Genomic DNA, 26,147 nt, shown 5'->3' on the forward strand with positions numbered 1-26,147 from the left:
GCTATGCGCATTTGGTATCAGTTTGTCGCACTGCAGCATGCATGGTTACATCGGCAGCGAAACCTGAACCAAAGCTGGTCACTGCCCGCGCGCCTCTTCCCTTTTTCGCCCGGCAAGGCTATGGGCCGCCCAATTCCTCTGCGCGTGGATCATTTTCGATGACCTGCGCGTTCCTTTTGCATACCTCTATACAAAGGCATCCGAGCCCGCCGATGGCGAAAGAAGAACTCCTCGAAATGCGCGGACAGGTGGTGGAACTCCTGCCCAACGCAATGTTCCGCGTCCGCCTCGAAAACGACCACGAAATCCTCGGCCACACCGCCGGCAAGATGCGCAAGAACCGCATCCGCGTGCTGGTGGGCGACGAAGTGCTGGTCGAACTCACCCCTTACGACCTCACCAAGGGTCGCATTACCTACCGCTTCATGCCCGGTCGCGGCGGTCCCGGCGGCTTTTGATGACGGGCGAGCTTTCGCCCGCGTCATCACCTCACCAACTCGTTCTGGCATCGGCCAGCCCGCGCCGGCTTGAACTGCTGCGGCGCATCGGCGTCACGCCCTCGCGCGTCCTCGCCACCGACATCGACGAGACGCCGCAAAAGGGTGAGCGTCCCCGCGCCCATGCGTCACGCCTTGCTGCAGAAAAGGCTCGCGCTGCTGCCGCTCTTGCGCCCGGCAGCGTGATCCTCGCGGGCGATACTGTCGTTGGTGCGGGAGCACGCATCCTGCCCAAGGCGGAAGACGAGGCCACGGCACGCCACTGCCTGGCCCTGCTGTCAGGCCGCCGTCACCGCGTATTTTCCGCCATTGCGCTGGTCACCCCGGACGGCAAACTGCGCGAGGCCCTGTCCGAGACCATCGTTCGGTTCAAGCGCCTCTCCGATGAGGAAGTGGAAAGCTACATCGCCGGTGGCGAATGGCACGGCAAGGCCGGAGGCTACGCCATACAGGGCAGCGCCGAAGGCTTTTGCGACTGGCTGTCGGGCAGTCATTCCGGCGTGATCGGCCTTCCCCTTTTCGAAACCCGCAGGCTTCTGCGGGCCGCAGGCATCGATGTCCGCTGATTGGCTCCATGAAGCAGGGATCGGCGAAGAACGCGCGATCCTGGTCTCGGGCGGCCGCATTCTCTCTGCCCGGGTCTGCTGGGGAGAGAAGGTGCGCCCCGGTCTGGTCGCGCAGGCCCGCCTCGTCACCCGCCACGCCGGCAGCAGGCGCGGGGTCGTGCGCTTCGATGATGGCGCGGAAGCGCTGGTCGACCAACTCCCCCGCGAGGCTACCGAAGGCGTGAGCCTGACCGTGCGCGTAACCCGCGCGGCCATCGCCGAACGCGGCCGGACCAAACTCCCTGTCGTCCGCCCCGCCCCCGGCGAAGACCCTCGTCCTGCTCCCGGCTTGCGAGAGGAACTCGAGGCCATGGGTGCATCGGTCAAGACCGTCGCGATCTCCGGCCGGGCCTTTGCCGACAACGGCTGGGACGAACTGCTCGAACAGGCCGCAACGGGCGAAGTCGCATTCGCCGGCGGCGCCATCATCGTCAGCCCGACGCCGGCCATGACCCTTGTCGACGTCGATGGCGCCTTGCCACCGCTCAAGCTCGCCCTCGGCGCCGTCGATGCGATTGCCGATGCCCTGCACCGGCTCGACATCGGCGGTTCGGTCGGCATCGATTTCCCGACCCTGCACGAGAAGAAGGACCGGCAGCACGTCGACAAGGTCCTTGGCGATGCGCTGATCGACTGGCAGGGCGAGCGTACCGCGATGAACGGCTTCGGCTTCGTGCACCTCGTCTCCCGGCTGGAGCGCCCTTCGCTGGTGGCGCGCTACGCGCGTTTTCCGGCGGGCGCCTCAGCACGGGCGCTGCTGCGACAGGGCGAGCGGGTGAGCGAACCCGGCGCCCTGCTCCTGCGCGCGCACCCGCGCGTGATCGAAGCCATCCTGCCAGAGTGGGAGGCCGAACTGGCCCGACGCACCGGTCGCACGATCCGCCGCAAGGCCGACCCGGCCCTTGCCCTTTCCGGCGGATTTGCCCAAGGCGTGCCGCTATGAATACGCCTGCCGCCCGGCCCACCCAGAAGCGCTGCCCGATCTGCGGCAAGCCCCGCAGCGAAGCCCACACCCCGTTCTGTTCGACCCGCTGCAAGGACCGCGATCTGGTGCAGTGGCTGGATGGCGGATACGCTATCCCGGGCCGACCGGCCGACGAGGATCCGGAAGACTAGCCCACTCCAAAATTTTCGCGCGATGGGGCTTGCCAAGCCCGCGCCGCTTCGCCATAGGCGCGCTTCCCATCGCCTGCAGGTCCTTCCGAAGGACGCGGCAAAGGACGATGCCCGGGTAGCTCAGTTGGTAGAGCAGCGGATTGAAAATCCGCGTGTCGGCGGTTCGAATCCGTCCCCGGGCACCATTTTCACTGGTCTCCACATCATCACTTGATCGCCCTTGCGATCTGCTTGACTGTTCCCGCCTGACGTCTGCTTGTTGACAGGCGGGGGGAGGAAGCGATGCGGGTCTGCGTGGCCGGGGGGACGGGGACGATCGGGCGCGCGGTGGTTCGCGAAATGGTTAAGCGCGGGCATGTGGTCACTTGCCTGTCGCGGCGGCCGGACGATGGTCTGGCGGCAATTGCGCAAGTCGCTCTCGCCGACCTTGCCGATACGAAAGCGTTGGGGCGAATTTTCGCCGAGGGCCGGTTTGATGCGGTCATCTCGTGTGTGGCTTCGCGCACTGGGGTGCCCGACGATGCCTGGGCGATCGACCACCGGGCCAACCTCAATCTGCTCGGCGCCGCCAGGGAAGCAGGCATCGGGCAATTCGTGCTGCTTTCGGCGATCTGCGTGCAAAGGCCGCTGCTGGCGTTCCAGCATGCCAAGCTGGCGTTCGAAGCTGCGCTTGCATCATCCGGTCTGCGCTATTCGATCGTCCGCCCGACCGCGTTCTTCAAATCACTGTCCGGACAGATCGAGAGGGTCAGGGCCGGCAAGCCGTTCCTCGTCTTCGGGAATGGCGACTTGACCGCGTGCAAGCCGATCAGCGATGGCGATCTTGCCGCCTACATTGCCGACTGCCTCGATCATGAGGACCGCTGGAACCGCGTGCTGCCGATCGGCGGCCCCGGCCCTGCTCTCACCCCGCGCGCGCAGGGGGAAGCATTGTTCGCAATGCTGGGTCAGGAGCCCCGCTTCCGGTCGGTGCCGCTGGGGTTTCTGGGCGCGATTGCCGGGATGCTCGGGCTGGCTGGCAAGGTGATCCCGGGCCTAGCCGCCAAAGCGGAACTGGCCCGGATCGGGCGATACTATGCCAGCGAATCGATGCTTGTGCTCGATCCGGCAACTGGCCGATACGATGCCGAGGCGACACCTTCGACCGGCAGCGATACCCTGTTTGACCATTACCGCGCCGTGCTGGACGGTCGCGCCAGCGTCGATCGCGGCGATCACGCGGTCTTTTGAGTTTCCGCTGGAAACGATCATATTTGATTGCTATTGATCGTTTATTGAAAATTCTGCGGGAGAGCGCAGTGCCGTCAGGCGCAACCATCGTCATCGATCTCGGCAAGACGCTGAGCAAGGTCAGCCTGTGGGACGCAGGCGGGACGATGCTCGACCGTCAGGTGCGCCCCAACGTGCCGCTGGAAGTCGACGGTATCCGCCGCCTCGATGCCCCCGCAACGGGCAAGTGGCTGATCGAGACGCTGGCCAGCTATGCCCATGCGCCGGTGGAGACGATCGTGCCGGTCGGCCACGGCGCAGGCGTGGTGGCGTTGGTCGACGAGGCAATGGCATTCCCTCCGTTCGATTACGAGCAGCCGATCCCGGCGACAATGCTGGCCGAGTACCGCGCGCAGCGCGACCCCTTTGCCGTGACTGGCTCCCCCGCCCTGCCCGACGGGCTCAATTTCGGCAGCCAGCTGTGGTGGATGGAGCGTCTTGCCCCTGAAGCCATGGCCCGCGCCACGCTTCTGCCTTGGGCACAATACTGGGCCTGGTTCCTCACCGGCAATGCTGCCAGCGAGGTGACCAGCCTTGGTTGCCATTCGGACTTGTGGTGCCCGCATGAGGCCGATTTCTCGCCCATGGCAAAGCGCCTCGGCTGGGCAGAGCGATTCGCGCCGCTGGTCCGCGCCGGGGATACCGTTGGCAACTTGCGCCCGGAGATCGCCGCGCAGACCGGCCTTTCTCAAAACGTGCGCGTGCTGGCAGGCCTGCACGATTCCAACGCCGCCCTGCTCGCCGCTCGGGGCTTTGCCGAGATTGCCGACAACGAGGCGACCGTCCTGTCCACCGGCACCTGGTTCATCGGCATGCGGCTTCCGGCAACACCCGTGAACACCGCCGACCTTCCCGAAGCGCGCGACTGCCTCGTCAATGTCGACGTCCATGGCCGCGCAGTGCCCTCGGCCCGTTTCATGGGCGGGCGCGAGATCGAGACGCTGATCGAGATCGACACCCGCCGTGTCGATATCAAGCCCGACCAGCCCGCGTTGCTTGCCGCCGTGCCAGAGGTGTTGCGCGCACCGCGAATGGTCCTGCCAACACTGATGCGCGGCTTCGGACCCTATCCTCGAGGCACGTTCGACTGGGTCAACCGCCCCGAAGACTGGTACGAGCGCCGCGCGGCGGCCTGCCTCTATGCCGCGCTGGTCACGGACACCGCGCTGGACCTGATCGGATCCACCGAACGACTTCTGGTCGAAGGGCGCTTTGCCGAGGCCGAAGTCTTTGTCCGCGCGCTTGCAGCCCTTCGCCCCGACACCGCCGTCTATACCGCCAACGCGCACAACGACGTGTCGTTCGGCGCGCTCCGCCTGATCGATCCTTCGCTCAAGCCCCGCGGCGAACTTGTTCGTGTCGAACCGCTGGACGGTGACCTCGACACCTATCGCAACCGCTGGCACGCCGAAATCGACGCCGTTTCGAAGAGAACCGCCGCATGATCGCCGCCTCCATACCGGACTTCCGCGAACTGGCGCGCCGCCGCCTGCCGCACTTCCTGTTCGAATACATCGACGGCGGGTCCTATAGCGAGACGACGCTCAGGCGGAATGTCGAGGACTTGCGCGACATTGCCCTGCGCCAGCGCGTGCTGCGTGACGTTTCGGGGCTGGACCTCTCGACCGAACTGTTTGGCCAGAAGCTCAAGCTGCCCGTCGCCCTTGCCCCGATCGGCCTTGCCGGGATGAACGCGCGGCGCGGCGAATGCCAGGCCGTGCGCGCGGCTGAGACGGCGGGAGTTCCCTTCACGCTCTCGACCGTCTCGGCCTGCTCGCTCTCAGAAGTCGCCAATGCCGCGAGCAAGCCGTTCTGGTTCCAGCTCTACATGACCCGCGACCGCGGTTTCATGCGCGAACTGCTGCAGGAAGCGGTCGAATTGAACTGCTCGACGCTGGTGTTCACCGTCGACATGCCGGTGCCGGGCAGCCGCTACCGCGATTACCATTCAGGCCTTGCCGGAGCCTCGGGGCTGAAGGGCGCGCTGCGCCGCACGCTGCAAGGCGCGATGAAGCCGTCATGGGCGTGGGACGTCGGCGTGATGGGCCGACCCCATGGGCTGGGCAATGTGGTCCGCAAGCTTCAGGGCAAGACCGGGATCGAGGACTTCTTCGCCTGGATGCGCGAGAACTTCGATAGCTCGATCTCGTGGAAGGATCTCGATTTCATCCGCTCCGAATGGAACGGACCGCTGGTCATCAAGGGCCTGCTCGATGCCGAGGACGCGGTGGAAGCGGCCAACCTTGGCGCGGACGGCATCGTCGTCTCCAACCACGGCGGCCGCCAGCTCGATGGCGTGCCCTCCACCGCGCGCGCCCTGCCCGCCATAGCCGATGCCGTGGGGGACCGGATCACCGTGCTGGCCGATGGCGGCGTGCGCTCGGGCCTCGATGTCGTGCGCCTGCTTGCGCTCGGCGCCAAGGGCGTGCTGCTCGGCCGGGCCTGGGTCTTCGCGCTGGCAGCGCAGGGGCAACAGGGCGTGGAGCACATGCTCCGCCTGATCGAGGCCGAAATGCGCGTCGCCATGACGCTGACCGGCGTGAAGAACATCACCGAGATTGATCGCTCGATACTCGTCAAATCATAAGAACAAGGGACAGGAACCGATGGGCGCGAACCCGCTATTGGGCGTAATCTTTCACTGGATCGGGGGCTTCTCCTCGGCCAGCTTCTATGTGCCGTACAAGCGCATCAGGCTGTGGTCGTGGGAAGTGTTCTGGCTCGCGGGCGGCATATTCTCGTGGTTGATCGCGCCATGGCTGTTCGCCTCGATCCAGACGAACGACCTCATCGGCGTGCTCTCCGCCACGCCACGCGAAACCCTCATGTGGTGCTGGTTCTGGGGCGCGATGTGGGGCTTCGGCGGGCTGACCTTCGGCCTGACCATGCGCTACCTCGGCCTCTCGCTCGGCATGGCCGTGGCGCTTGGGCTCACGACCGTGATCGGCACGATGGGACCGCCGATCTTTGACGGCACCCTTGGCGCAATCGCAGCCACCACCAGCGGCAAGCTCACCCTGCTCGGCATCGTGATCACGCTGGCGGGCATTATCGTCGTTGCCCGCGCGGGCAACGCAAAGGAAGCCGATCTTGGCGGCGCGGCATCGGAAGGCGTGGCCGAGTTCAACTTGCGCAAAGGGCTGTTGATTGCGACCTTCTCGGGCGTGATGTCGGGCTGCTTTGCCTGGGGTCTTGCCGCCGGACAGCCGATCCGCGACCTCACGCTGGCAGCCGGGACCGACCCGCTGAGCCAGGGCCTTCCCGTGCTGTGCGTCGTCCTTGCCGGCGGCCTCACCACGAATGCCCTGTGGTGCGCGTATCTGATCGCCAGAAACAAGAGCTTCGGCCAGTTCTTCGGCGCGCCCTCGGCTGAAGCGCAACCCGGCGAGCGCCCCAACCTGCTCGCCAACTGGCTGCTCGCGGCGCTCGGCGGCACGCTGTGGTACGGCCAGTTCTTCTTCTACACGATGGGCGAGAGCCAGATGGGCGAATATGGCTTCTCCTCGTGGACCCTGCACATGGCCTCGATCATCCTGTTTTCCACGCTCTGGGGCTTCGCGCTCAAGGAATGGAAGGGCGCCTCCCCGCGCACCCGCGCGCTGGTGTGGACCGGCATCGGCCTGCTGGTCGGCTCGACCATCGTGATCGGCGCTGGCAACATGCTGCAGGCGAGTGCATAAGCGCAGGCCAAGGGGACGGTAGGCGCATGCACGCGGCAGAACGGGAAAGACGCATCTTCGAGGCGCTGCGGCCGACGGGCTTTGTCAGCTACCGCGATCTCGAGGTCCTGCTCGATGCCTCGCCCGCCACGATCCGGCGTGACCTGACACGGCTGGAAGAGACTGGGCAGATCATCCGAGTCCACGGTGGCGCCAAGCTGCCGGAGGGCGACGATGCGAGCGGCCCGCGCCTGCTCGGCACCTCGTTCGACCAGAACATCACCCAGAACCTGGGGCCAAAGCAGGCCATCGGCAAGGCAGCGGCGGCGCTGTGCCAGCCGGGCGAAGGGGTTATGATCGATGGTGGCACCACCACGCTGCAGATGTGCCCGCATCTCGACGGTCTCGGGCTTCAGGTGCTGACCAACTCGCTGCACATCGTCAACGCCCTGCTCCCGCAGCAGGGCACGCGCATCCTGCTGCCTTCGGGCGCCGTATTTCGTGAACAGAACATCATCCTCGCCCCTGCCGGCGAAGAATCGATGCCCCGCTTCCACGCCCCGCGCCTGTTCATGGGCGCCGCCGCGATCGGGCCGCAAGGCGCGATGCAGGCCGATCCTGTGCTGGTCGCCGCCGAACGCCGCCTCATCGACCGGGCCGAGGAGGTGATCCTGCTCGTCGACAGCAGCAAGTTCCGCAGCCAGTCCGGCACCATCGTCTGCGGGCTGGGCGAGATCGACACCGTGATCACCGACAGCGGCATCGCGCCCGCAGCAGCCGCAGCCCTGCGGGACGCGGGCGTGAAGCTGGTCGTCGTCTGACCCTAGGGTCAGGACCCATTACTCACGCGCGAGCCCCGCTCGTCCTGGGCCTGTCGAAGGACGCAAGCACCACGCCAGATGCTTCGACAAGCTCAGCATGAGCGGACTTGGGAAATTCGGTGAACAGGCAGCAAGGTTACTCCGCCTGTTTTCGCATCTCCAGATAGGCCGCTTCACGCTCTTCCGGCGCAAGGGTGAGAAGGTATCGGCTGGCTTCCCTGAACGTCAGGAACGGCTTTTCATCGACGACGATCGGCACCGTACGGCCATTGTAGATCCGCCGCAGCAATCGGCGTTGCGGTCTGGTCAGCGATGCTTCGGCTTCTCCGGATTCCGTTTCGAGTTCCGCTTCAAGGCCCGTTTCAATGTCCATTTCAGGGCCTATAGGGCAGAGCAGCGGCGCCCGCCAATTCAATCGGGCAAAGGAGAAAGAATGAGCGGAGCATTCACGCAGACCGAGCTGGGCGAGCATTTTGCCCACTGCATCCAGGTGCTCGGCGGGACGACAACGGCCAGCCGGCGACTGGGCATTGATGAGCGCGCGATCCGGCGCTTCGTCAACGGTGAAAAGCCCGTTTCTCCGCGCTTGATGCAGGACACCGCGTCTGCCCTGCGCGCGCTGATCGAAGAAGCTTCCGCTGCCGAAGCGCGCATCACCACTGCACTCGGCACTTGAATCTCAGCGCAGGTAGCGCCTGACCAGCCGCTCGGCCGCCGCGCTGACGTCGGCCCAGGCCTGCTCGAAATCTTCCTCGTCGCCATAGTAGGGATCGATCACCGCGGTGCCCTTGCGACCCGGCACGAGGTCCATCAAAAGCGCGACTTCGGCGATGTGGCGCGATGGCTCGATCCGGCGCAGGTCCTTCAAATTCTGCTGGTCGAGCGCGAAGATGTGTCCGAAGCGTGTGAAGTCTTCCGTGGTGACCTGCCGGGCGCGATAGCTCGAGATATCGAGACCGTGCCGGCGCGCGGTTTCCTGCGCACGCGGATCGGGCGGGCGACCGACATGCCAGTCCCCGATGCCGGCAGAATCGATGGTCATCGCCACGCCTGCCGCCACGGATTGCGCGCGCAGCGCCGCCTCGGCGAGAGGCGAGCGGCAGATGTTTCCAAGGCAGACGAACAAAATCGAAGGTTGGCTCACGGGATCACGATACTCCGCTGGCTGGGTCGCCCCAGGCCAATCAGAAACGGATCCTCTCCCTGCCGCGCAGTGAACATGCTTCGGGACGCAATGTCCATCCATTTTCGAGCAATCAGCACCTGCCCGATCGCCCCGCCGAGCGTCTCGCCGGGTCCGAGCAGCACCACGCGGTCAGGCGCGAATTCGCGGATGCCCACGGTCATCGCGGCAGTAAAGTCATAGGGCTGCAGGATCTGGTGGCCGAAGGTATAGTCCCACAGCTCATCACGGTTGCTCTCGAACCGTCGCCACACCTTGCCCCGCCCATCAATCAGCGGAACCTGCGGCTGGCCGAACCAGTCTACCGGGAACTGCGCCCGCGCCGAATCGCTGCTCGGCTGCATCAGCGGGGTATGGAACGGCCCATGCCCGGCAAGCCGCATTGGCGGGCGCGATAGCGTCGGCAAGTCCTTCTCGAACGCATCGAGCGCCGCCACCGGCCCCGCAACAACCAGCATCCCGCCCAGCCGGATCGAGGGCAGCACCCCGTTGCGCGCCATCGCCGCTTCCACCTCGGCCAGCAGCGCGGGATCGACCGTCCAGTCCTCCCCGGCCAGTACCAGCACCGCCTGCCCGCCCGGCTCATGGCGCTGCGAATTGATCCCCATGCCATCGGCAATGGCAAAGCCATGGCTTGGCGAGACCGCCCCGGCGCAAGCGAGCGCGGTGTACCAACCCATCGAATTGCCGGTGACCGCGACGATCTCGAACCGCTGACGGTCGATCCTGAGGAAATCGAGGTAAGCGCAAGCGTGGATCAAGGGTGCGGCATTGTCACCCCGCAGGTGCGCTGCGGTAAACTTCGCCGCCCCATCCAGCGCCGACAAGGTCTCCTTCCCCGCCTCGGCCCGCATGGCATCGAACCGCGCCAGCCAGTCGGATTCGGCGTGCTGCTGCCGCAGATACCCCAGTTCCGGCGCGTTGTATGTCCCGCGCCCCGGGCAGACGACAAGGACCGTCTCCTTAGCCACGCACCATCTCCAGCACCTTGGCCACGATCCCATCGCGGCTCGGCAGCGTGTGCGTCGCAGCCCGGGCGAGCGGGATGAAGCTGTCGGTCGCCGCCATGCGCGCAATCGCCTTGCCCGGCGCACGTTCGGCCAGCAGCGCCATCAGCGCCTCGTTCTGCCCACCGGTAATGCGGCACTCGTCCACCACCAGAACCCGCGAGCACGGCGCGACCGCTTCGATCACCGCATCGTCATTCACCGGCCCCAACCAGCGCAAGTCGATGACCCGCACCGCAGCGCCCTGCTCGGCCAACAGCTTCTGCGCCTGCAGCGAAAGGTAGAACCCGTTGCCATACGTCACGATCGCAAGGTCGCTGCCTTCGCCCGCAACGCCGATCTCGCCAAACGCAATCTCGCCCTCACCGGGCGGCTGGTAAAGGCTCGCCCACAGCCCATCGCCTGGCTCATGTAAGTCGCGCGTCATGTAGAGCGCAATCGGCTCGACAAACACGACCACGCGGCTCTCCTCATGCGCCAGCCGCACGCATTCGCGCAGCATTGCCACGGCATCGCGGCCAGAGGACGGCACCGCCAGGACAACGCCCGGAATGTCGCGGAAGACGGCCAGCGAATTGTCGTTATGGAAGTGCCCGCCGAACCCCTTCTGGTAGGGCAACCCGGCGATGCGAACGACCATCGGGTTGGTAAACTGCCCGTTCGAAAAGAACGACAGCGTCGCCGCCTCGCCCCGGATCTGGTCCTCGGCATTGTGGACATAGGCGAGGAACTGGATCTCCGGCATCGGCAGCAACCCGTTGTGCGCCGCCCCGATCGCCAGCCCCAGAATCGCCTGCTCGTCCAGCAGGGTATTGATCACCCGCGCCGACCCGAACCGCGCATGCAGCTTCTGCGTCGCGGCATAGACCCCGCCCTTCGGCCCCACGTCCTCGCCGCAGACGATGGCGTTGGGATACTGCAGCAGCAAATCGGCCATCGCCCAGCTGATCAGCTTGGCCATGTGCTGTGGCTTGTCCATCGCGGCCGCATCATCGGCAAACAACGCGCTGCGGTCCTCCGCCGAGGCCAATGGCCGCGCCACACCCTCACACCTCGGCGGCACGATGCTCGCCATCACCGCCTTGGCATCGGGCAGCTTGGGCCGCCGGATCGCGAGTTCCACCTGCCGTTCGAGCGTCGCCTCGATCTCGTCATAGACGGCGCGGACCTCGGCGGCAGACATCACCCCTTCCTCGATCAGCAGCGCAGCGCTCGCCAGCAGCGGGTCGCGTTCCTCCTCGGCGCGCACTTCCTCCTTGGTGCGATAGGCCAGCTGCACGTCGTTCCCGGCATGGCCGTAGAGCCGCACCGTCTTCATATGCAGGAACACGGGCTTCCGCTGCCGCCGCGCCATCGCTTCCGCTTCCCGCGCCGCCCGCATCGTGTCGACAAGATCGGAGCCATCGCAGGCGATGTAGTGCAATCCCGCGCGCCCAGAGAAATTCGCCTCGATCCACCCCGGCGGCGTGCGCGTGGAAATGCCGATGCCGTTGTCCTCGCACAGGAATACGATCGGCATCGGTGTGCCCTGAAACGCCGCCCAGCAAGCCGTGTTGATCGCGCCCAGCGCCGTCGAATGGTTGGCACTGGCATCGCCAAAGCTGCACAGCACCACGCCGTCCCTGGACAGCACCGTCTCGGTGAAGCCCATCTTTCGTGCGATGCCGATGGAGAACGCCGCCCCCACCGCCTTGGGCAGATGACTGGCGATGGTCGAAGTCTGCGGAGGAATGAACAGGCCCTTCGATCCCAGCACCTTGTGCCGCCCGCCCGAAATCGGGTCCTCCATGCTCGCAGCAAAGCTCAACAGCATGTCCCACGCCGGGTTCTCGCCGGGCACGCGGTGCGCGCGGTGGATCTGGAACGCGGCATCGCGATAGTGCAGGAACGCCATGTCATCCACGCGCAGCACTTCGGCCAGCACCGCGTTGCCCTCGTGGCCCGAGGAGCCGATCGTATAGAACCCCTCGCCCCGCGCCTGCAGCTTGCGGCTCATCCGGTCGAGCTGGCGCGACAATGCCTGCGAGCGGAACAGCGCCGCCGCCCGCTCCGGCGCCAGCCCCACATCCTTGAGCCCAAGGTTCGAGCGCCTGCGCGCCGTGCCGCTCTCCAGCGCATCAAGGAACTGCCGGTGGACCTGCTCGGCGGCATCAAGCGACATTGCGGATGGTTTCCCTCGTAACGAAACCCGGTCATAGCCGGAGCGTGTGCCGGATGGGAACCCCGTCTTATTCTGTTTCACGCAGAGACGCGGAGAAGAAAGGGAGACGCGGAGAAAAGAACAAGGATTTTTCTCACGCTAAGCCGCTTCAGTCACCGATCTTTGGTTTCAGTTGAGGAGCAAGGCCTGCGGCGCTCACGACATCTTCGCGTCTTTGCGCCTTTGCGTGAGTCAAATCTGCAAAACTCCGCGCCTCCCTTCTCCTCCGCGTCTCTGCGTGAACCAATCTACCTCAAATCCACGACCTCCACCCGCGGCAAGGCCACCGCCCCCGGCTGCTCGCCCCAATGCCGCACATTGAGCACCCCGCCATCGGCACGCAGTTCAGACACCAGCGCCGTATCCACCTCGGCAAAAACCCACTGCGGCGCACCTTCAACCCCGATCGCCAGCACGCCATCCTCCGGCATCCCGCGATCCGGCGGCCCGTAGACCGCAGCCGCCCCCCGGTTCACATCCACCGCCGGAGACCACGCCGCCTCGCCCACCGTCGGCGATTGCACCACAAAGCACTGCCCCTCCAGCGCGCGGCCTTGCGCCCCGATCCGCACGCGCCAGTAACCGTGCAGGCTGTCCGTGCAGGAAGGCACCAGCAGCACCTCGGCCCCTGCCTCAACGCAGGCCCGCGCCAGCAGGGGAAACTCGCTGTCATAGCAGATCGAAACGGCCAGCCTTCCTAGAGCCGTATCGAACACCCGCAGCGCAGCGCCCGGAGCAATATCCCACTCCTCGCGCTCGAACCGCGTCATCACCAGCTTGTCCTGAACCGACGCCTTGCCATTGGGCGCAAACAGCCGCGCCGCATTGCGAAAGCGCCCGTCCGCATCCTTGCGCGGCGCTGATGCAGCCAGAACATGCATCCCCGTCCGCGCCGCCAGCTCACCATGAAGCGCATCGACGCGCGGCAGCAGCGCCGAAACCGTCTCGATCGACCCCGCCAGATCGCCCATCGTCGCAGGAACAAGGCTCGCCAGTTCCATCGCCCCATATTCGGGAAACACGGCCAACGAAGCCCCCGCCGCTGCCGCCTCTTCCACCCACCGCGTCAGCTTGGCCTCATACGCCTCCCAGCCCTCCAGCCGGTCAATCGGATACTGCGCGGCAGCAACAACAAACCGCATCATTCCCCCCTCCCGCAGGCGGGAGGGGTTGGGGGTGGGCATTCGCCTAAAGGCGAACCAGAGCCCCTCACCACGTCCGCATCCAGTACTGCATCACGTTCACCTTCTCGGCCTCGTCGCCATGCTCCTTCCACGCAAGCTCGGCGGTCAGGTCCGGAACCACGGCATAGCCGCGCCGCGCCCAGAAGGCATCGAGGGGCGAATAGTCTTGCGGCTTGGCCGGATGGTCGTCAGCCCGCACCACTGCCGCAAAGCACGCCGCATTGGCACCGCAGCGCACCGCCTGCGCCTCGCGGTGGTCGAAGAAGGCGTGGCCAATTCCGTGCCCGCGATAGTCCGGCAGCAGCACGCTCTCGCCGAAATAAAATAGCCGCGAAGTGTCAATGCCGCGCGCCTCGAACGGCGCCCGAAACTCCGCCTTCTGGTGCATCATCGGAGCGGCCGTCGCCGCGCCGACAACCCGCGCCCCGTCGAACGCCGCCACCAGCACGGCATCTGGCGCCGCCGCATATTCGGCCAGATATTCCGCCTCATACGTCGCATCGCCATCATAAAGGTAAGGATAGGCCGCAAAGACGGTGATCCGCAGCTGCGCCAGATCATCCAGCGCCGCCGCAATCTCCGCTCCGGTCAGCGGACGGACCGCGATGCTCAACTTCCCACCACCTGCTTCGTCCAGTCGGCAAGGTTGTAGTACATCGTCAGCCGAGTGATCTTCCCGCCTTCGATCGCCAGAAAAGCCCCCGCCGGCAGCACGTAAGTCTGCCCGTTTGCCTCTGGCAGGCCCTCGTCGGTCGCGAGGTATTGCCCATGCACCACGAACTCCGCCGCGGCCCGCGCGCCATCCTCGCTGGCCATCAGCACGATGTCTTCCAGACGCTCCTTGTAGCACCGCTCCATATGGCCCAGGAATTGCGCAAATGCCGCCTTGCCGACAACCCGCTCCCCCTGATTGATGTCATGCGCCACATCATCACTCAGGCATTCCAGCATGCCCTCCCAGTGCCCCGCATTGAACGCGGCGTAATAGCGGGCGAGCAGGGCAATCGCGTCAGTTCGGGCAGCAGGACTGGTCATGCGTCGGTCTCCTTTGCCCGCAGCCTAGCGCCCCCCGCCGCACCATTCCAGCGCCCCGCCCTGCAAGGCTCCATTGCACAGGCGCATCCAATTGCACTTTGACGCATGTTGGCCTATGGGCGGCAAGAACGCCCCGGCGCTTGCGATGGATTCGCCTCCAACGCGATGCCGGGGTTTTGTATTCTGGCCGGGCCGCTGCCCGGCGCCGTGCAGGAAGACGTCATCATGTCCCGTCGCCGCCAGATCTACGAAGGCAAGGCCAAGATCCTTTATGAAGGCCCCGAACCGGGCACGATCATCCAGTATTTCAAGGATGATGCCACCGCCTTCAACGCGCAGAAGCGCGGCACGATCAACGGCAAGGGCGTGATCAACAACCGCATCAGCGAGTACGTGTTCACGCGCCTCGCCCACATCGGCATCCCAACCCACTTCATCCGCCGCCTCAACATGCGCGAACAGCTCGTGCGCCAGGCAGAGATCATCCCGATCGAAGTGGTCGTGCGCAACATCGCCGCAGGTTCGATCTCCAAGCGCCTCGGCATCGAAGAGGGTGAGCCGCTGCCGCACACCCTGATCGAATACTACTACAAGGACGATGCGCTGGGCGATCCGATGATCGCAGAAGAGCACATCGCCTGCTTCGGCTGGGCATCGAACGAGGAAATGCAGGACATCTCCTCGATGGCCATCCGCGTGAACGATTTCCTCTGCGGCATGTTCGCGGCGATCAACATCAGCCTGGTTGATTTCAAGCTCGAATTCGGCCGCATCTGGGATGGCGATTACAGCCGCGTGATCCTCGCCGACGAAATCAGCCCCGACGGCTGCCGCCTGTGGGACATGACCACCGGCGAAAAGCTCGACAAGGACCGCTTCCGCCGCGATCTCGGCGGCGAGGAAGAAGCCTACCAGGAAGTCGCCCGCCGCCTCGGCCTGCTCGAAAACGACGGCGGCCCGAGTGAGGTTTTCGACCTCGGCGCCCACCGCAAGCTGCGCGGGAAGAAGTAACCCATCCGATCCTCCCCGTTTTCCCGCAGGGCAAATGGGGAGGTGTCAGCCGCAAAGCGGCTGACGGAGGGGCAGTGCTTGCCCTAAGTCCCCCTTCGGCAACGGAGGGGGTTTTTGCTTGTCCTAACTCCTCGTTGCGCGTTCACGCCCAACCGGGCACACCACTCGGTGATGATCCTGCGCCGCCTGCTTCCCCTCGCCGCCGCCCTCGCCCTCGCCGCCTGCGCCGCGCAGCCTGCGCAGATCGCCAGCGCTCCCAAGCCGACATGGGCCTTCCAGCAGAGCGACCTCCCCCCCGACCCGACCTACCGCTACGGCCAGCTGCCCAACGGCATGCGCTTCATCATCCGCCGCAACGCCACGCCCATCGGCACCGCGCAGGTCCGCATGGACATCGCCACCGGCTCACTTGACGAGCGCGAGGGCGAGCGCGGCTTTGCCCACTTCGTCGAGCACATGGCGTTCAACGGCTCGACCCGCGTGCCCGAAGGCGAGATGATCAGGCTGCTGGAACGCAACGGCCTGTCGTTCGGCGCTGACACCAACGCCCAGACCTCGTTCGAGCAGACGCTCTACATGCTCGACCTGCCGCGCAACGATGCCAAGCTGCTCGACACAACACTGATGCTGATGCGCGAGACAGCAAGCGAGCTGACCTTCGACCCTGACGCCGTGGCCCGCGAACGCGGCGTTGTCCTGTCCGAACTGCGCGACGGGCAGGGCTGGAGCCGCACCAACCTCGAAGACCAGCTCGCCTTCTTCTACCCCGACGCGACGTACCCCAAGCGCCTGCCCATCGGCACGGTCGAAACGCTGAACGCTGCCACCGCCGATGCGCTCAAGGCCTTCTGGGCGCGCGAATACGTGCCGTCGAAGACCACGCTGATCGTCGTCGGCGATTTCGATCCCGATGTGGTCGAGCAAGCCATCCGCACCCGCTTTGCCGACTGGCAGGAAAGGCAAGAAACCCCGCGCCCCGATCAGGGCAAGGTCGATCCTAAGCAAAAGGCCGGGGTCGATATCCACCTCGATCCCTCGCTGTCCGAGCGCGTCACCGCCTCGCGCCACGGACCATGGCTGCCAGAGCCCGACACCATCGCCAACCGCCGCCGCAACCTCTTGCGCCAGATCGGTTACGGCGTGATCAACCGACGCCTCGCCCGCCTCAGCCGCGCCATGGACCCGCCCTTCCGTGGCGCGGGCTTCGGCACCAGCGAGGTGTTCCGCATCGGCCGCACCACCAACGTCATCGTCGATACGGTGGACGGCGGCTGGCAGCGCGGTCTTGCCGCCGCAGCCGGGGTCTACGCGCGCGCCCTCGCCTCCGGCTTCACCCGGGCCGAAGTGGACGAACAGCTCGCCAGCATCCGCACCGGCCTCGAGAACGCCGCCGCCGGGGCCGACACCCGCAGCCACGGCACTCTCGTCGGCGCCGCCCTCGCCCTGATCCGCGACGACCAGGTGCCGACCACGCCCGAGTCCGGCCTCGCCCGCTTCAACCAGTTCGCCCCGACGATCACGCCCAGGACCGTGCTCGCCGCGCTGAAAGAGGAAGCCGTCCCGCTGAAGGACCCGCTGCTCCGCTTCCAGGGCCGAACCGCACCCAAGGGCGGCGAAGACGCGCTGCGGAACACATGGGCCAAGGCCACCCGTGCCAAGGCTCCGGCGGGCGAAGTCCCCGCGCCCATCCCGTTCGCCTACACCGACTTCGGCCCAGTCGGCACGATCGCCAGCGACACCACCGAACCGCTCTACGGCATCCGCCAGATCCGCTTTGCCAACAACGTCCGCCTCAACCTCAAGCGCACCGATCTTGCCAAGGACCGCATCGACGTTCGCCTCAATCTCGATGGCGGCGAGATGCTCGATACCCGGGCCGACCCCCTCGCCACCGAAATGACCGGCGTGCTGGCGCGCGGCGGTTTGGGCAAGCATAGCGAGGACGACCTCCAGACGCTGCTCGCCGGCCGCTCGGTCGCATTCGGCCTCGGCGCATCGGGAGACACCTTCTCCGCCGACGCCACCACCACCCCGCGCGACCTGACGCTGCAGCTCCAGCTCTTCGCCGCGCTGCTGACCGACCCCGGCTACCGCGCGGAAGGCGAAGTGCTCTACCGCCAGAACATCGCCAATTTCTTCGCCCGCCTGCGCTCCAGCCCGCAAGCAGCCCTGTCCAACGCCATCGGCGGCATCCTGTCGGACAACGACCCGCGCTTTACCCTGCAGCCGCAATCCGCCTACACCGCGCTGAGCTACGACAAGTTGAGGCAGGCGATCTCGGACCGCCTCACCCACGGCGCCATCGAGATCTCGATCGTCGGCGATATCGACGAGGCCGCCGCCATCGGCGCCGTAGCCCGCACTTTCGGCGCCCTTGCCCCGCGCGAAGCCGACTTCCGCCCCTACACCGCCGAACGCCAGCGCAGCTTCACCGCCAAGCGCGGCCTCCAGGTCATCCGCCACACCGGCGAGGCCAATCAGGCCGTGGTCCGCACCACCTGGCCCACCCGCGACGATCGCGATCCGGACGAGGCGATGGCGCTCTCCCTGCTCGCCGAAGTCGCCGGGATCGAGGTGCTCGACAGCGTGCGCGAAAAGCTCGGCAAGGCCTACAGCCCCGGTGCGTCCAGCGCCCTCAGCCGCGTCTGGACCGGCTACGGCACCTTCACGATGAGCGCCTCGGTCGATCTGTCCGACGTTGCCGCAACCCGCGCCGCGCTTCAGGAAACCACCCGCAGCCTGATCGCCTCGCCCGTAGACGACGACGTCCTCCAACGCGCCCGCGCCCCTATGCTCGAACGCATCGACAATTCGCTCAAGACCAACGGCGGCTGGAGCGCCCTTGCCGAACGCGCCCAGACCCAGCCCGATCGCCTCGCTCGCGCCAGATCCGCCCGCGCCCGGCTGGAAAAGCTGACGGCCGCAGACCTGCAAGCCATCGCCCGGCGCTATCTCTCGCCCGACAAGGCGGTGCAGGTGCTGGTCCTGCCCGAGGGCGCAGCGGCGCCACCAACCTAGTCACTCTCACCATCAGGGGAGAGGTACGAAGGCTTGGCAGCTTGCTGACTAGCCGAAGTTGAGAGGGGCAGAAGTCGGGACATTTCCCTCTCCCAACCCTCTCCCCAGAAGAGGAGAGGGCCACGCGATCAAGCCACGGTATCCTGATACCGCCGCACCGCCACTGTCCCCAGCACTGCCAGCATCAGTGCCAGCACGCCCAGCTGTCCCGCTGCATCGGCAAAGGTCCAGCCCTTCAGCATGATCCCGCGCACCAGCCGGATGTAGTGCGTGGTCGGCAGCAGCTCGGCCAGCCACTGCGCCCACACCGGCATGCCGCGGAACGGAAAGGCAAAGCCCGAAAGCAGGATCGAGGGCAGCATGTAGAAGAAGCTCATCTGCATCGCCTGAAGCTGGCTGGTCGCCACGGTCGAAAGCATGAAGCCCAGCGCCAGGCTGGTCACCATGAACAGCAGCGTCGAGAACAGCGCGAGCCAGACCGAACCTTCGAACGGCACGTGGAACACCACCTGCGCGGCAATCAGGATCACCACCATCTGGACTATGCCGATGACCAGATAGGGCACGATCTTGCCGACCATCACCTCGAACGGGCGCAGCGGGGTCGCCAGCAGGTTCTCCATCGTCCCCTGCTCCACCTCGCGCGTGACAGACAGCGCAGTGAGCATGACCATGGTCATCGACAGCACGATGGCGAGCAGCCCCGGCACGGTATTGTGGCTGGTGATGCCTTCAGGATTGTAGCTGCGGTGGATCACCAGATCGACCGGCGCCGGTCCCTGCGCCCGCGCCGCCAGCGGCCCGATCAGGTCATGCGTCAACGCACCGTCCACCGCCTGCTGGATCGCGCCGATGGCATTGCCGGTGGAAGCGGGATCGGTGGCATCGGCAGTCACCAGCAATTGTGGCCGTTCACCCCGCACCAGATTGCGACCGAAGTCCACGGGCACAGTGACGAGGAACTGCACCTCGCCGTCCTTGATGAGCCGGTCCCCCTCGCCCGGCGCGGAAACCACATGCGTCACTCTGAAGTAGGTGGTGTTGCGCAGGGCGGCATCGATGCTGCGCGCGAATTGCGAAGTGTCGTTGATCTCCAGCGCCATGGGCAGCTGGCGGGGGTCGTTGTTGATGGCAAATCCGAAGATTGTCAGCTGCACGATCGGCATCATCAGCATCATGCCGATCGTGCCGGGATCGCGCAGCATCTGCCGCACTTCCTTGAACACCATCGCGGCAATCCGCGCAAAGGCTGCGCGCCATTTCATCCCACCACCACCGAGTTATCCTCGGCCCCGCGCATCAGGTGGATGAACACGTCCTCAAGGCTCGGCCGCGCCTCGCGCCAGGCGATCCCGTCGAACTCCGCCACCGCCGCCCGCAGCGCCGCAAGGTCCGGCCCGCAGACATGGATTGCGGTGCCGAACGGTGCCGCCATGGCCACGCCCGGCCGACCCTCGATTTGCGATGCCAGCCGATCCGCCCCCGGCCCTTCGCCCAGCAGCGCCTGAAGGCCAGAACCGGCAATCACCTCGGCCATGGTCCCGCGCGCCAGCATCCTGCCATAGGCGATATAGGCGATCTCGTGGCAACGCTCGGCCTCGTCCATGTAATGGGTCGAAACCAGCACGGTCATCCCGCCCTGCGCCAGTTCGTGGATCTGGTCCCAGAACTCGCGGCGTGCCTGCGGGTCGACACCTGCGGTTGGCTCGTCGAGCAGCAGGATCTCGGGCTCGTGCAGCACTGCCGCCGCCAGTGCCAGCCGCTGCTTCCAACCGCCCGAAAGCTTGCCGGCAAGCTGGCTGGATCGAGTAGCGAGGCCGAGTGCCTCCAGCGCTTCGGCAACGCGCTCGCGGCGCCGGTCAAGCCCATGCACCCGCGCGAAGAACTCCAGGTTCTCGGCAATCGTCAGGTCGGAAAACAGCCCGAACTTCTGCGTCATGTAGCCGACACGGCCCTTGATGGCGCCGCGCCGCCGGCGCAAGTCCAGACCGAGCACCTCGCCCTCCCCGGCATCTGGGATCAGCAACCCGCAGATCATGCGCAATGTCGTCGTCTTGCCCGACCCGTTCGGCCCCAGAAACCCGCAGATTGATCCGCGCGCCACCTGCAGGTTGACATCATCGACCACGGTCCGCCCGCCAAATCGCTTGGTCAGCCCCCGCACGTCGATGACCGGATCGGTCACTCCGGCACCACGGCCACCGGCAATCCCAACGGCAGGGACTGCGCTGGCGGCAACGTCGCTTCCACCATGAACACCAGCTTGGCCCGGGCCCGCTCGGAATAGATTACCGGCGGCGTGAACTCGGCGCGCGGCGAAATGTAGCTGATCTTCGCGGTCCGTTCGCCGGCACCGCAGCCGTCGCAGCCGAAGCGCACTGCCGCACCCACCTTGAGCCCAGCCACCCGATCCTGCGGCACGAAGAAGCGCAGCTTGCGCTGGTCGTCAGGGAGCACCGACAGTACTGGCTGGTTTGCCGGAACCCACTCGCCCGGATCGTAGAACGTCTGCTCGACCACGCCCTTGGCTGGCGCGACCGGTGCAATTTCCTCGCGCCGGCGCTTCTGAGCGCGCAAGGCGGCTTCTGCCGCGCCGACGCTTGCTTGTGCTGCCACCTGCTGTTCGGGCCGACCGGCGCTCAAGGCGCCGCTGGCCACCACTGCCTGCGCCTGCTGGACGGCCGCGCTGGCAGAATCGCGCGCCGCCCGCGCGGCATCCAGCTGCGTTCGGCTGGCAAAGCCCTTGCCCGCCAGTGCTGCAATCCGCTCAAAATCCGCCCCGGCCCGCACCGCCTGTGCGCGTGCCGCAGCCAGCGCCGCTTGCGCCGCAGCCTGTTCGGGTGCCCGATTGCGGCCCTGCAAAAGATCGGCGGCCTGCGCCTTTGCTGCGGCAACTTGCGCGGCAAGCTGGGCGCTATCGGCATCTGCCGTCTGTGGATCGAGCGTGAACAACGGTGCACCGGGCAGTACCGCCTGCCCGCGCGACACCGGCCGGGTTGCCAGCGTACCCGGCACGGGCGCTGCAATCATCAACGGTTCGCCCTCGACATATCCCAGCCAGCGGTCCGGTTCAGCCTTCGCGCCAAACAGCGCATATCCGCCAATGCCAAGCGCCAGCACCGCAAGCACGATTGCCGGTCTTGGCGGCGCCTTCATGCCGGAAGCTCCTTGCACAACCCGTAAAGAACCATCCCGACATGGTTCTCGGCCATCCAGTCGATATCGAGTGGTTCGGCCCCCACCGGTTCGAACACGTTGCGCCACAATGCAGCGAAGATGATCCCGCCCGCCACGCTGCGCGCGGCAATCTTCGGATCGGGACAGGCAAATTCGCCTCTGGCGATGCCGTGTGCAATCAACCGCTCGATTGCCCCCAGCACGCAGATCATCGCGGTTTCATGGTAGAACCGGGCAAGTTCGGGGAAGTTGCGGCCCTCTCCCACGATCAGTCGCGGCAGGAACGCCATGTCCGGGCTGGCCATCCGTTTCATCGCGTTCTTGACGAAAGCGCGCATCAGCGCCGGTGCTGGCAGACTGCCATAATCGCTCGGCAGCAGCTTTGGCATCAGTTCGGTGATGACCTCGGAAACCAGCGCGCGAAACAATGCCTCCTTGCTGTCGAATGCAAGGTAGAGAGCGGCGCGGCTGATGCCGACCCGCTTGGCAACATCCTCCATCCGCGCGGCGGCAAAGCCCCGCTCGGCAAATTCCTCGCGCGCAGAGTCAAGAATACGCTCGCGCCGGTCCGGTGGAGTGATCCGTGGCATGACGCCAGAATAACTGACGCGTCAGTCATGTAAAGCGGGAAAAGATCGGTGGCAGGGGCCGGTTTGCGTTGCGTGGGGTGCAGTGATGTTGACCGGACCGGCCTGCCACCGAAGGCTGTTTTCTCCTTGCGGAGTAATGTCTTGATGCCACTTTTGCTGAGCTTCGTCTCGGCGTTTTCCTACTTACGCGTTTTGTGCTAGGCCTGCGGAAACTGGCAGTTCATCTCAAGCTGCAGCGCGTCCCGATCTGCGTCTGAACCGGCTTCGCGGAATTTCTCTGCACAGTGTAAACCGTGTAAACTCCCTCGGCCTTGCTCTTCCCGCCTTGAGGTTGCATAGGCGCCCGCAAGATTCTCCACTTTCAGTGTCCGAAAGGCCCCGCCCGATGAAGGTCCGCGTCATTGTCACCCTCAAGAACGGCGTGCTCGATCCCCAGGGCCGCGCCATTCACCACGCGCTCGAAGGCCTTGGCTTCGAGGGCGTGAACGACGTGCGCGCAGGCCGGGTCATTGAACTCGACGTCGCAGACTCCACTTCAGACGCAGCGCTCGACGAGATGTGCAGCAAGCTCCTCGCCAACATGGTGATCGAGAACTACCGCATCGAAAAGGCAGCCTGAGCTTAGGAACCCGCGCCATGGCTTTCACCTCCGCCGTCATCACCTTCCCCGGCTCGAATTGCGATCGCGACATGGCGGTGGCGATCGAGCAGGTCTGCGGCGGCACGGTCCATCGCGTCTGGCACGGCGATGCCGACCTGCCCGACAATCTCGATTTCATCGCCCTGCCCGGCGGCTTCTCCTACGGCGACTACCTGCGCTCGGGGGCAATGGCCGCCCGCTCGCCGGTGATGCAGGCGGTCGTCCGCGCGGCAGAGCGCGGGGTGACCGTGCTCGGCGTTTGCAACGGCTTCCAGGTCCTGACCGAGGCTGGACTCCTGCCTGGCGCGCTGATGCGCAACGCCGGCATCCGCTTCGTCTGCCGCGACGTGAAGCTCACCGTCGAGAACAACCAGTCGCTGTTCACGGCGGACTATGACGCTGGCCAGCAAATCACGATCCCCGTCGCGCACCACGACGGCAACTTCTTTGCCGACGATGCCACGCTTGACCGGCTCGAAGGCGAAGGCCGCGTGGCGTTCCGCTACGCAGAAGGCGTCAACGGCTCGGCGCGCAACATCGCGGGCGTGCTCAATGATCGCGGCAACGTACTTGGCATGATGCCGCACCCGGAGCGCATGATCGAGGCGGCGCAGGGTGGTTCGGACGGCCGCGCGCTGTTCGAAAGCGTCATGCGCGGGCTGGTCACCGCCTAACCGGCGGCCCGCTCGCGGAAGCGGGTCTGGCCGAACAGCGCGAGAGCATCGGTCCGGTTCATCGGACGGCCGAAGTAGTACCCCTGGATCTTCTTGCAGCCCAGGCGGCGGATGCACTCCAACTCGGCCTCGGTTTCCACGCCCTCTGCCGTCGTCGACATCTCCAGCGCGTCGGCCATGGCGACCACTGCGCGAATGATGGCAAGGCTTTCCGGGTTATCCTTGGCCGCACCCTGCACGAAGCTGCGATCGACCTTGATCGTCGAGAAGCGCATTTTCCTGAGGTAGCCCAGCGACGAATAGCCGGTGCCGAAATCGTCAAGCGCAACGCCGCAGCCAATGCCCATCAGGTTCTCGAGGGTCATCTGCGCAGTCGTGCCATCGCGCACGAAGATGCTCTCGGTCACCTCGATCTCGAGCCGGTTCGGCGCCAGACCGGTTGATGCAAGTGCGCCGACCACGGTCTCGGCGAAGTAGGGATCGAGCAGCTGTTCGCCCGAGACATTGACCGCGATCTTGACGTGTTCGGGCCAGTTCATCGCCTCGAGGCATGCGGTGCGCAGCACCCATTCGCCGATTGGCACGATCAGGCGCGTGTCCTCGGCCAACGGGATGAACTTTGCCGGGCTGACGAAGCCATGCTCGGTGCTGTTCCAGCGGATCAGCGCCTCGAAGCTCAACACCTCCTCGGTGGTGGCGTTTACCACCGGCTGGTACATCAGCGAGAACTCGTTGCGCTCAAGCGCGTGGCGCAGCGAGAACTCCAGTTTTCGGCGCTCCTCGGCATGGGCATGGAGCGAGGGCTCGTACACGCAGTGCCGCCCGCCGCCCTCATCCTTGGCACGGTAGAGCGCAAGGTCGGCATTGCGCAGCAAGGTCTCGACCGTCGAGCCATCGCGTGGGCCGATGGCGGAACCGACGCTGGCCCCAACATAGAGCATGTGGTGGTCGATCTCGTAGGGCTGCGAAAGTGTGCTGATGATGCCAGCGGCGAGTTCGGTGACCCGCTCAACGTCAGCCGCATCGCGGATCACGATCGCAAATTCGTCTCCACCCAAGCGGCCGCACACCTCACCTTCGCGCATGATCAGCTTGAGCCGCTCAGAAACGAGCGCGAGCAACTGGTCACCGACGAGGTGGCCGAGTGTATCGTTGATCGCCTTGAAGCGGTCGAGATCGATCATCATCAGGGCGCAGCGCGTGCGCCACTTTTCGGCATAGCCCATGGCTGCACCCAATGACTCCGTAAGCATCAGGCGGTTGGGAAGCCCGGTAAGCGTATCGTAGCGGGCGAGGTAGGCGATCTTCTCGGCGCTTTCACGCTGTTCGGTGACATCCGAGCCGACACCGCGGAAGCCGACGAAAGTGCCGTTCTCATCAAACTTGGGAGAAGCCGAAAGCTCCCACCAGCGGTGGCCGCCATGCAGAGAAACGCGCACCAGCAGGTTCGAGAAGCTTTCGCGACGCTTGAGCCGCTCGGCCAGGTCATGCAGGCTGGAGTGGAAATGGCCGCTATCCCAGGCAGGTCCGGCAATCAGCTGGATCAGAGGCTTGCCATCGACATCCTCGGGGTCCTGGCCGAGTGCAAAGGCAAAGCGCGGGCTGACCGAGCGGACCCGGCGGGTGGCATCAACCTGCCACAGCCAATCTGCATCGCCTTCCTCGAATTCGCGCAACAGCAGCGAAACGACTTCGGCCTTTTCCGCCATGCCTGCTTCGGCGACCCGCGCGCCGAGGAAAGTGCGCGCAGCCTCAATGCCGCCGATGCTGACGATCAGCACGAAAGCGACCGCAACAGCGGCCGCGATGTATTCCCCCCAGAACAGGAAGGCAGCGACGCCCGACAGGCCGACAATCCCTCCGAACATCACCGTAGCCATTGGCATGGCGGCAAATGTCACGGCCATGCCGGTCATCAGCATGGCGAGGACCGTCCACAGCGTCATGCGCTGCGACTGATCTCCGAATGGCGAAAAGACCAGCATGGGGATGGCCCAGATCAATGCCACGAACAGCGAACTGATCGTTTGCCGGTGCATCTCCTGACGGCTCACCCGACGCCGGTCGGCATCGATCAGTGTGCGGTCGAACCTTGCGCCGGAAATAAGCACGCCGACCAGCAGCGCCATCCAACCGACCAGAAACGCGACATGGACGTCGCCAGCGTAAGTCTGCAGAACCAGCAGTGCCGCCATCGCATGGGCGACAAGCCGGGCGAACGTGAGCTTCGCAAGGCTTGAGTACTGCAAGCCGCGCAACCGGCCCCAATCGCCCTCGGCCGGATCACACAATCCGACCACGGCAAGGATCGGCAGTTTCACCGGTAAAGCGTCGGGTTCAGGCGCGTTGGGGTTCGTCACGATGGTTGAATTACAAGGAATTCATTATCCAATCGTAAGCATCCCGAAACTTTGCGGCGCTGCCGAGCGCGAAAAAAGCCCGCCGCGCCTGGCATGAGGCG

Annotated in this window: 26 protein-coding genes and 1 tRNA gene; 15 read left to right on the plus strand and 12 right to left on the minus strand. The window is 65.6% G+C overall.

Annotated features, from left to right (window positions below):
• Positions 1-212: 212 nt before the first annotated feature.
• The 10 genes from infA (at position 213) to HGI46_RS00775 (ending at position 7,967) form a co-directional block, all read left to right on the plus strand.
• Positions 213-458 carry a translation initiation factor IF-1 gene (infA, locus tag HGI46_RS00730; RefSeq protein WP_039338683.1) on the plus strand — a complete coding sequence of 82 codons (246 nt, stop codon included), beginning with the start codon at positions 213-215 and terminating at the stop codon, positions 456-458.
• Positions 458-1,063, plus strand: a complete 606-nt coding sequence (locus HGI46_RS00735; RefSeq protein WP_168902717.1) for a Maf family nucleotide pyrophosphatase — start codon at positions 458-460, stop codon at positions 1,061-1,063. The genes infA and HGI46_RS00735 overlap by 1 nt, the downstream gene beginning before the upstream one ends.
• Positions 1,053-2,045, plus strand: coding sequence for a ribonuclease E/G (locus HGI46_RS00740; RefSeq protein WP_168902718.1), 993 nt, complete (start codon positions 1,053-1,055; stop codon positions 2,043-2,045). Before HGI46_RS00735 ends, HGI46_RS00740 begins: the two co-directional genes overlap by 11 nt.
• Entirely contained in the window at positions 2,042-2,218 is a 177-nt protein-coding gene (gene yacG / locus HGI46_RS00745) for a DNA gyrase inhibitor YacG (protein WP_168902719.1), read from the plus strand. Before HGI46_RS00740 ends, yacG begins: the two co-directional genes overlap by 4 nt.
• A 109-nt stretch (positions 2,219-2,327) precedes the next feature.
• Positions 2,328-2,403, plus strand: a tRNA-Phe gene (locus tag HGI46_RS00750).
• 109 nt (positions 2,404-2,512) lie between these two features.
• Entirely contained in the window at positions 2,513-3,448 is a 936-nt protein-coding gene (locus HGI46_RS00755; RefSeq protein ID WP_346766651.1) for an NAD(P)H-binding protein, read from the plus strand.
• 44 nt (positions 3,449-3,492) lie between these two features.
• Positions 3,493-4,932 carry an FGGY family carbohydrate kinase gene (locus tag HGI46_RS00760; protein WP_240946515.1) on the plus strand — a complete coding sequence of 480 codons (1,440 nt, stop codon included), beginning with the start codon at positions 3,493-3,495 and terminating at the stop codon, positions 4,930-4,932.
• Entirely contained in the window at positions 4,929-6,074 is a 1,146-nt protein-coding gene (lldD, locus tag HGI46_RS00765) for an FMN-dependent L-lactate dehydrogenase LldD (protein ID WP_168902722.1), read from the plus strand. Before HGI46_RS00760 ends, lldD begins: the two co-directional genes overlap by 4 nt.
• Before the next feature lie 19 nt (positions 6,075-6,093).
• Complete coding sequence (rhaT, locus tag HGI46_RS00770) at positions 6,094-7,167, plus strand: L-rhamnose/proton symporter RhaT (RefSeq protein WP_168902723.1); 1,074 nt, start codon at positions 6,094-6,096, stop codon at positions 7,165-7,167.
• A gap of 26 nt (positions 7,168-7,193) precedes the next feature.
• Positions 7,194-7,967 (plus strand): DeoR/GlpR family DNA-binding transcription regulator, encoded by a 774-nt coding sequence (locus tag HGI46_RS00775; protein WP_118072157.1) that lies wholly within the window; start codon positions 7,194-7,196, stop codon positions 7,965-7,967.
• A gap of 136 nt (positions 7,968-8,103) precedes the next feature.
• On the opposite strand, the gene HGI46_RS00780 is transcribed toward HGI46_RS00775, so the two are convergent.
• Positions 8,104-8,340: a hypothetical protein gene (locus tag HGI46_RS00780; protein ID WP_168902724.1), complete on the minus strand. Its 237-nt coding sequence runs from the start codon at positions 8,338-8,340 to the stop codon at positions 8,104-8,106.
• A gap of 60 nt (positions 8,341-8,400) precedes the next feature.
• On the opposite strand from HGI46_RS00780, the gene HGI46_RS00785 reads away from it, so the two are divergent.
• On the plus strand, positions 8,401-8,643 hold the full coding sequence (locus HGI46_RS00785) for a helix-turn-helix domain-containing protein (protein ID WP_168902725.1): 243 nt from the start codon (positions 8,401-8,403) through the stop codon (positions 8,641-8,643).
• Between the two features lie 3 nt (positions 8,644-8,646).
• Here HGI46_RS00785 and HGI46_RS00790 read toward each other — a convergent pair whose 3' ends face one another.
• From HGI46_RS00790 to HGI46_RS00815, 6 genes are all read right to left on the minus strand, one after another.
• Positions 8,647-9,111 (minus strand): low molecular weight protein-tyrosine-phosphatase, encoded by a 465-nt coding sequence (locus tag HGI46_RS00790; RefSeq protein ID WP_118072160.1) that lies wholly within the window; start codon positions 9,109-9,111, stop codon positions 8,647-8,649.
• Entirely contained in the window at positions 9,108-10,121 is a 1,014-nt protein-coding gene (locus HGI46_RS00795; protein ID WP_346766652.1) for an ACP S-malonyltransferase, read from the minus strand. The genes HGI46_RS00790 and HGI46_RS00795 overlap by 4 nt, the downstream gene beginning before the upstream one ends.
• The gene (locus HGI46_RS00800) at positions 10,114-12,318 is read right to left on the minus strand and encodes an alpha-ketoacid dehydrogenase subunit alpha/beta (protein WP_168902727.1); all 2,205 of its coding nucleotides are present in this window, start codon (positions 12,316-12,318) and stop codon (positions 10,114-10,116) included. The genes HGI46_RS00795 and HGI46_RS00800 overlap by 8 nt, the downstream gene beginning before the upstream one ends.
• 287 nt (positions 12,319-12,605) lie before the next feature.
• A complete protein-coding gene (locus tag HGI46_RS00805; protein ID WP_168902728.1) occupies positions 12,606-13,502 on the minus strand; it encodes a carbon-nitrogen hydrolase family protein in 897 nt (298 codons plus the stop codon).
• A gap of 64 nt (positions 13,503-13,566) precedes the next feature.
• Positions 13,567-14,154: a GNAT family N-acetyltransferase gene (locus tag HGI46_RS00810; RefSeq protein WP_168902729.1), complete on the minus strand. Its 588-nt coding sequence runs from the start codon at positions 14,152-14,154 to the stop codon at positions 13,567-13,569.
• Entirely contained in the window at positions 14,151-14,576 is a 426-nt protein-coding gene (locus tag HGI46_RS00815) for a ketosteroid isomerase-related protein (RefSeq protein ID WP_168902730.1), read from the minus strand. Before HGI46_RS00815 ends, HGI46_RS00810 begins: the two co-directional genes overlap by 4 nt.
• A gap of 225 nt (positions 14,577-14,801) precedes the next feature.
• On the opposite strand from HGI46_RS00815, the gene purC reads away from it, so the two are divergent.
• Positions 14,802-15,587 (plus strand): phosphoribosylaminoimidazolesuccinocarboxamide synthase, encoded by a 786-nt coding sequence (gene purC, locus HGI46_RS00820; RefSeq protein WP_039332937.1) that lies wholly within the window; start codon positions 14,802-14,804, stop codon positions 15,585-15,587.
• A 171-nt stretch (positions 15,588-15,758) separates the two neighbouring features.
• Entirely contained in the window at positions 15,759-18,605 is a 2,847-nt protein-coding gene (locus HGI46_RS00825) for an insulinase family protein (protein ID WP_168902731.1), read from the plus strand.
• A gap of 128 nt (positions 18,606-18,733) precedes the next feature.
• On the opposite strand, the gene HGI46_RS00830 is transcribed toward HGI46_RS00825, so the two are convergent.
• From HGI46_RS00830 to HGI46_RS00845, 4 genes are read right to left on the minus strand one after another with little or no spacing between them, the layout of a single operon-like run.
• Positions 18,734-19,870 carry an ABC transporter permease gene (locus tag HGI46_RS00830; RefSeq protein ID WP_168902732.1) on the minus strand — a complete coding sequence of 379 codons (1,137 nt, stop codon included), beginning with the start codon at positions 19,868-19,870 and terminating at the stop codon, positions 18,734-18,736.
• Positions 19,867-20,790 carry an ABC transporter ATP-binding protein gene (locus HGI46_RS00835; protein WP_168902733.1) on the minus strand — a complete coding sequence of 308 codons (924 nt, stop codon included), beginning with the start codon at positions 20,788-20,790 and terminating at the stop codon, positions 19,867-19,869. Before HGI46_RS00835 ends, HGI46_RS00830 begins: the two co-directional genes overlap by 4 nt.
• Positions 20,787-21,761: an HlyD family secretion protein gene (locus tag HGI46_RS00840; protein ID WP_168902734.1), complete on the minus strand. Its 975-nt coding sequence runs from the start codon at positions 21,759-21,761 to the stop codon at positions 20,787-20,789. The genes HGI46_RS00835 and HGI46_RS00840 overlap by 4 nt, the downstream gene beginning before the upstream one ends.
• Positions 21,758-22,372 carry a TetR/AcrR family transcriptional regulator gene (locus tag HGI46_RS00845; RefSeq protein ID WP_168902735.1) on the minus strand — a complete coding sequence of 205 codons (615 nt, stop codon included), beginning with the start codon at positions 22,370-22,372 and terminating at the stop codon, positions 21,758-21,760. The genes HGI46_RS00840 and HGI46_RS00845 overlap by 4 nt, the downstream gene beginning before the upstream one ends.
• A gap of 385 nt (positions 22,373-22,757) precedes the next feature.
• Between HGI46_RS00845 and purS the strand changes: the two genes are divergently transcribed.
• Complete coding sequence (purS, locus tag HGI46_RS00850) at positions 22,758-22,991, plus strand: phosphoribosylformylglycinamidine synthase subunit PurS (RefSeq protein ID WP_168902736.1); 234 nt, start codon at positions 22,758-22,760, stop codon at positions 22,989-22,991.
• 17 nt (positions 22,992-23,008) lie between these two features.
• Positions 23,009-23,686, plus strand: a complete 678-nt coding sequence (gene purQ / locus HGI46_RS00855; RefSeq protein ID WP_168902737.1) for a phosphoribosylformylglycinamidine synthase subunit PurQ — start codon at positions 23,009-23,011, stop codon at positions 23,684-23,686.
• Here the strand turns inward: purQ and HGI46_RS00860 are convergent.
• Positions 23,683-26,046, minus strand: coding sequence for an EAL domain-containing protein (locus HGI46_RS00860; RefSeq protein ID WP_346766653.1), 2,364 nt, complete (start codon positions 26,044-26,046; stop codon positions 23,683-23,685). The two genes, purQ and HGI46_RS00860, sit on opposite strands and share 4 nt — an antisense overlap.
• Positions 26,047-26,147 lie beyond the last annotated feature (101 nt).

This window comes from Novosphingobium sp. ERW19, assembly GCF_012641315.1.
Lineage (GTDB): Bacteria > Pseudomonadota > Alphaproteobacteria > Sphingomonadales > Sphingomonadaceae > Novosphingobium.

Bases quoted from the DNA above. Each gene is read 5' to 3' on its own strand.
- infA (WP_039338683.1), top strand. From the start codon at position 213: ATGGCGAAAGAAGAACTCCTCGAAATGCGCGGACAGGTGGTGGAACTC.
- yacG (WP_168902719.1), top strand. From the start codon at position 2,042: ATGAATACGCCTGCCGCCCGGCCCACCCAGAAGCGCTGCCCGATCTGC.
- lldD (WP_168902722.1), top strand. From the start codon at position 4,929: ATGATCGCCGCCTCCATACCGGACTTCCGCGAACTGGCGCGCCGCCGC.
- HGI46_RS00840 (WP_168902734.1), bottom strand. From the start codon at position 21,761: ATGAAGGCGCCGCCAAGACCGGCAATCGTGCTTGCGGTGCTGGCGCTT.
- HGI46_RS00845 (WP_168902735.1), bottom strand. From the start codon at position 22,372: ATGCCACGGATCACTCCACCGGACCGGCGCGAGCGTATTCTTGACTCT.
- HGI46_RS00815 (WP_168902730.1), bottom strand. From the start codon at position 14,576: ATGACCAGTCCTGCTGCCCGAACTGACGCGATTGCCCTGCTCGCCCGC.
- HGI46_RS00800 (WP_168902727.1), bottom strand. From the start codon at position 12,318: ATGTCGCTTGATGCCGCCGAGCAGGTCCACCGGCAGTTCCTTGATGCG.
- HGI46_RS00830 (WP_168902732.1), bottom strand. From the start codon at position 19,870: ATGAAATGGCGCGCAGCCTTTGCGCGGATTGCCGCGATGGTGTTCAAG.
- HGI46_RS00775 (WP_118072157.1), top strand. From the start codon at position 7,194: ATGCACGCGGCAGAACGGGAAAGACGCATCTTCGAGGCGCTGCGGCCG.
- HGI46_RS00805 (WP_168902728.1), bottom strand. From the start codon at position 13,502: ATGATGCGGTTTGTTGTTGCTGCCGCGCAGTATCCGATTGACCGGCTG.
- rhaT (WP_168902723.1), top strand. From the start codon at position 6,094: ATGGGCGCGAACCCGCTATTGGGCGTAATCTTTCACTGGATCGGGGGC.
- HGI46_RS00740 (WP_168902718.1), top strand. From the start codon at position 1,053: ATGTCCGCTGATTGGCTCCATGAAGCAGGGATCGGCGAAGAACGCGCG.
- purC (WP_039332937.1), top strand. From the start codon at position 14,802: ATGTCCCGTCGCCGCCAGATCTACGAAGGCAAGGCCAAGATCCTTTAT.
- purS (WP_168902736.1), top strand. From the start codon at position 22,758: ATGAAGGTCCGCGTCATTGTCACCCTCAAGAACGGCGTGCTCGATCCC.
- purQ (WP_168902737.1), top strand. From the start codon at position 23,009: ATGGCTTTCACCTCCGCCGTCATCACCTTCCCCGGCTCGAATTGCGAT.
- HGI46_RS00785 (WP_168902725.1), top strand. From the start codon at position 8,401: ATGAGCGGAGCATTCACGCAGACCGAGCTGGGCGAGCATTTTGCCCAC.
- HGI46_RS00780 (WP_168902724.1), bottom strand. From the start codon at position 8,340: ATGGACATTGAAACGGGCCTTGAAGCGGAACTCGAAACGGAATCCGGA.
- HGI46_RS00825 (WP_168902731.1), top strand. From the start codon at position 15,759: ATGATCCTGCGCCGCCTGCTTCCCCTCGCCGCCGCCCTCGCCCTCGCC.
- HGI46_RS00735 (WP_168902717.1), top strand. From the start codon at position 458: ATGACGGGCGAGCTTTCGCCCGCGTCATCACCTCACCAACTCGTTCTG.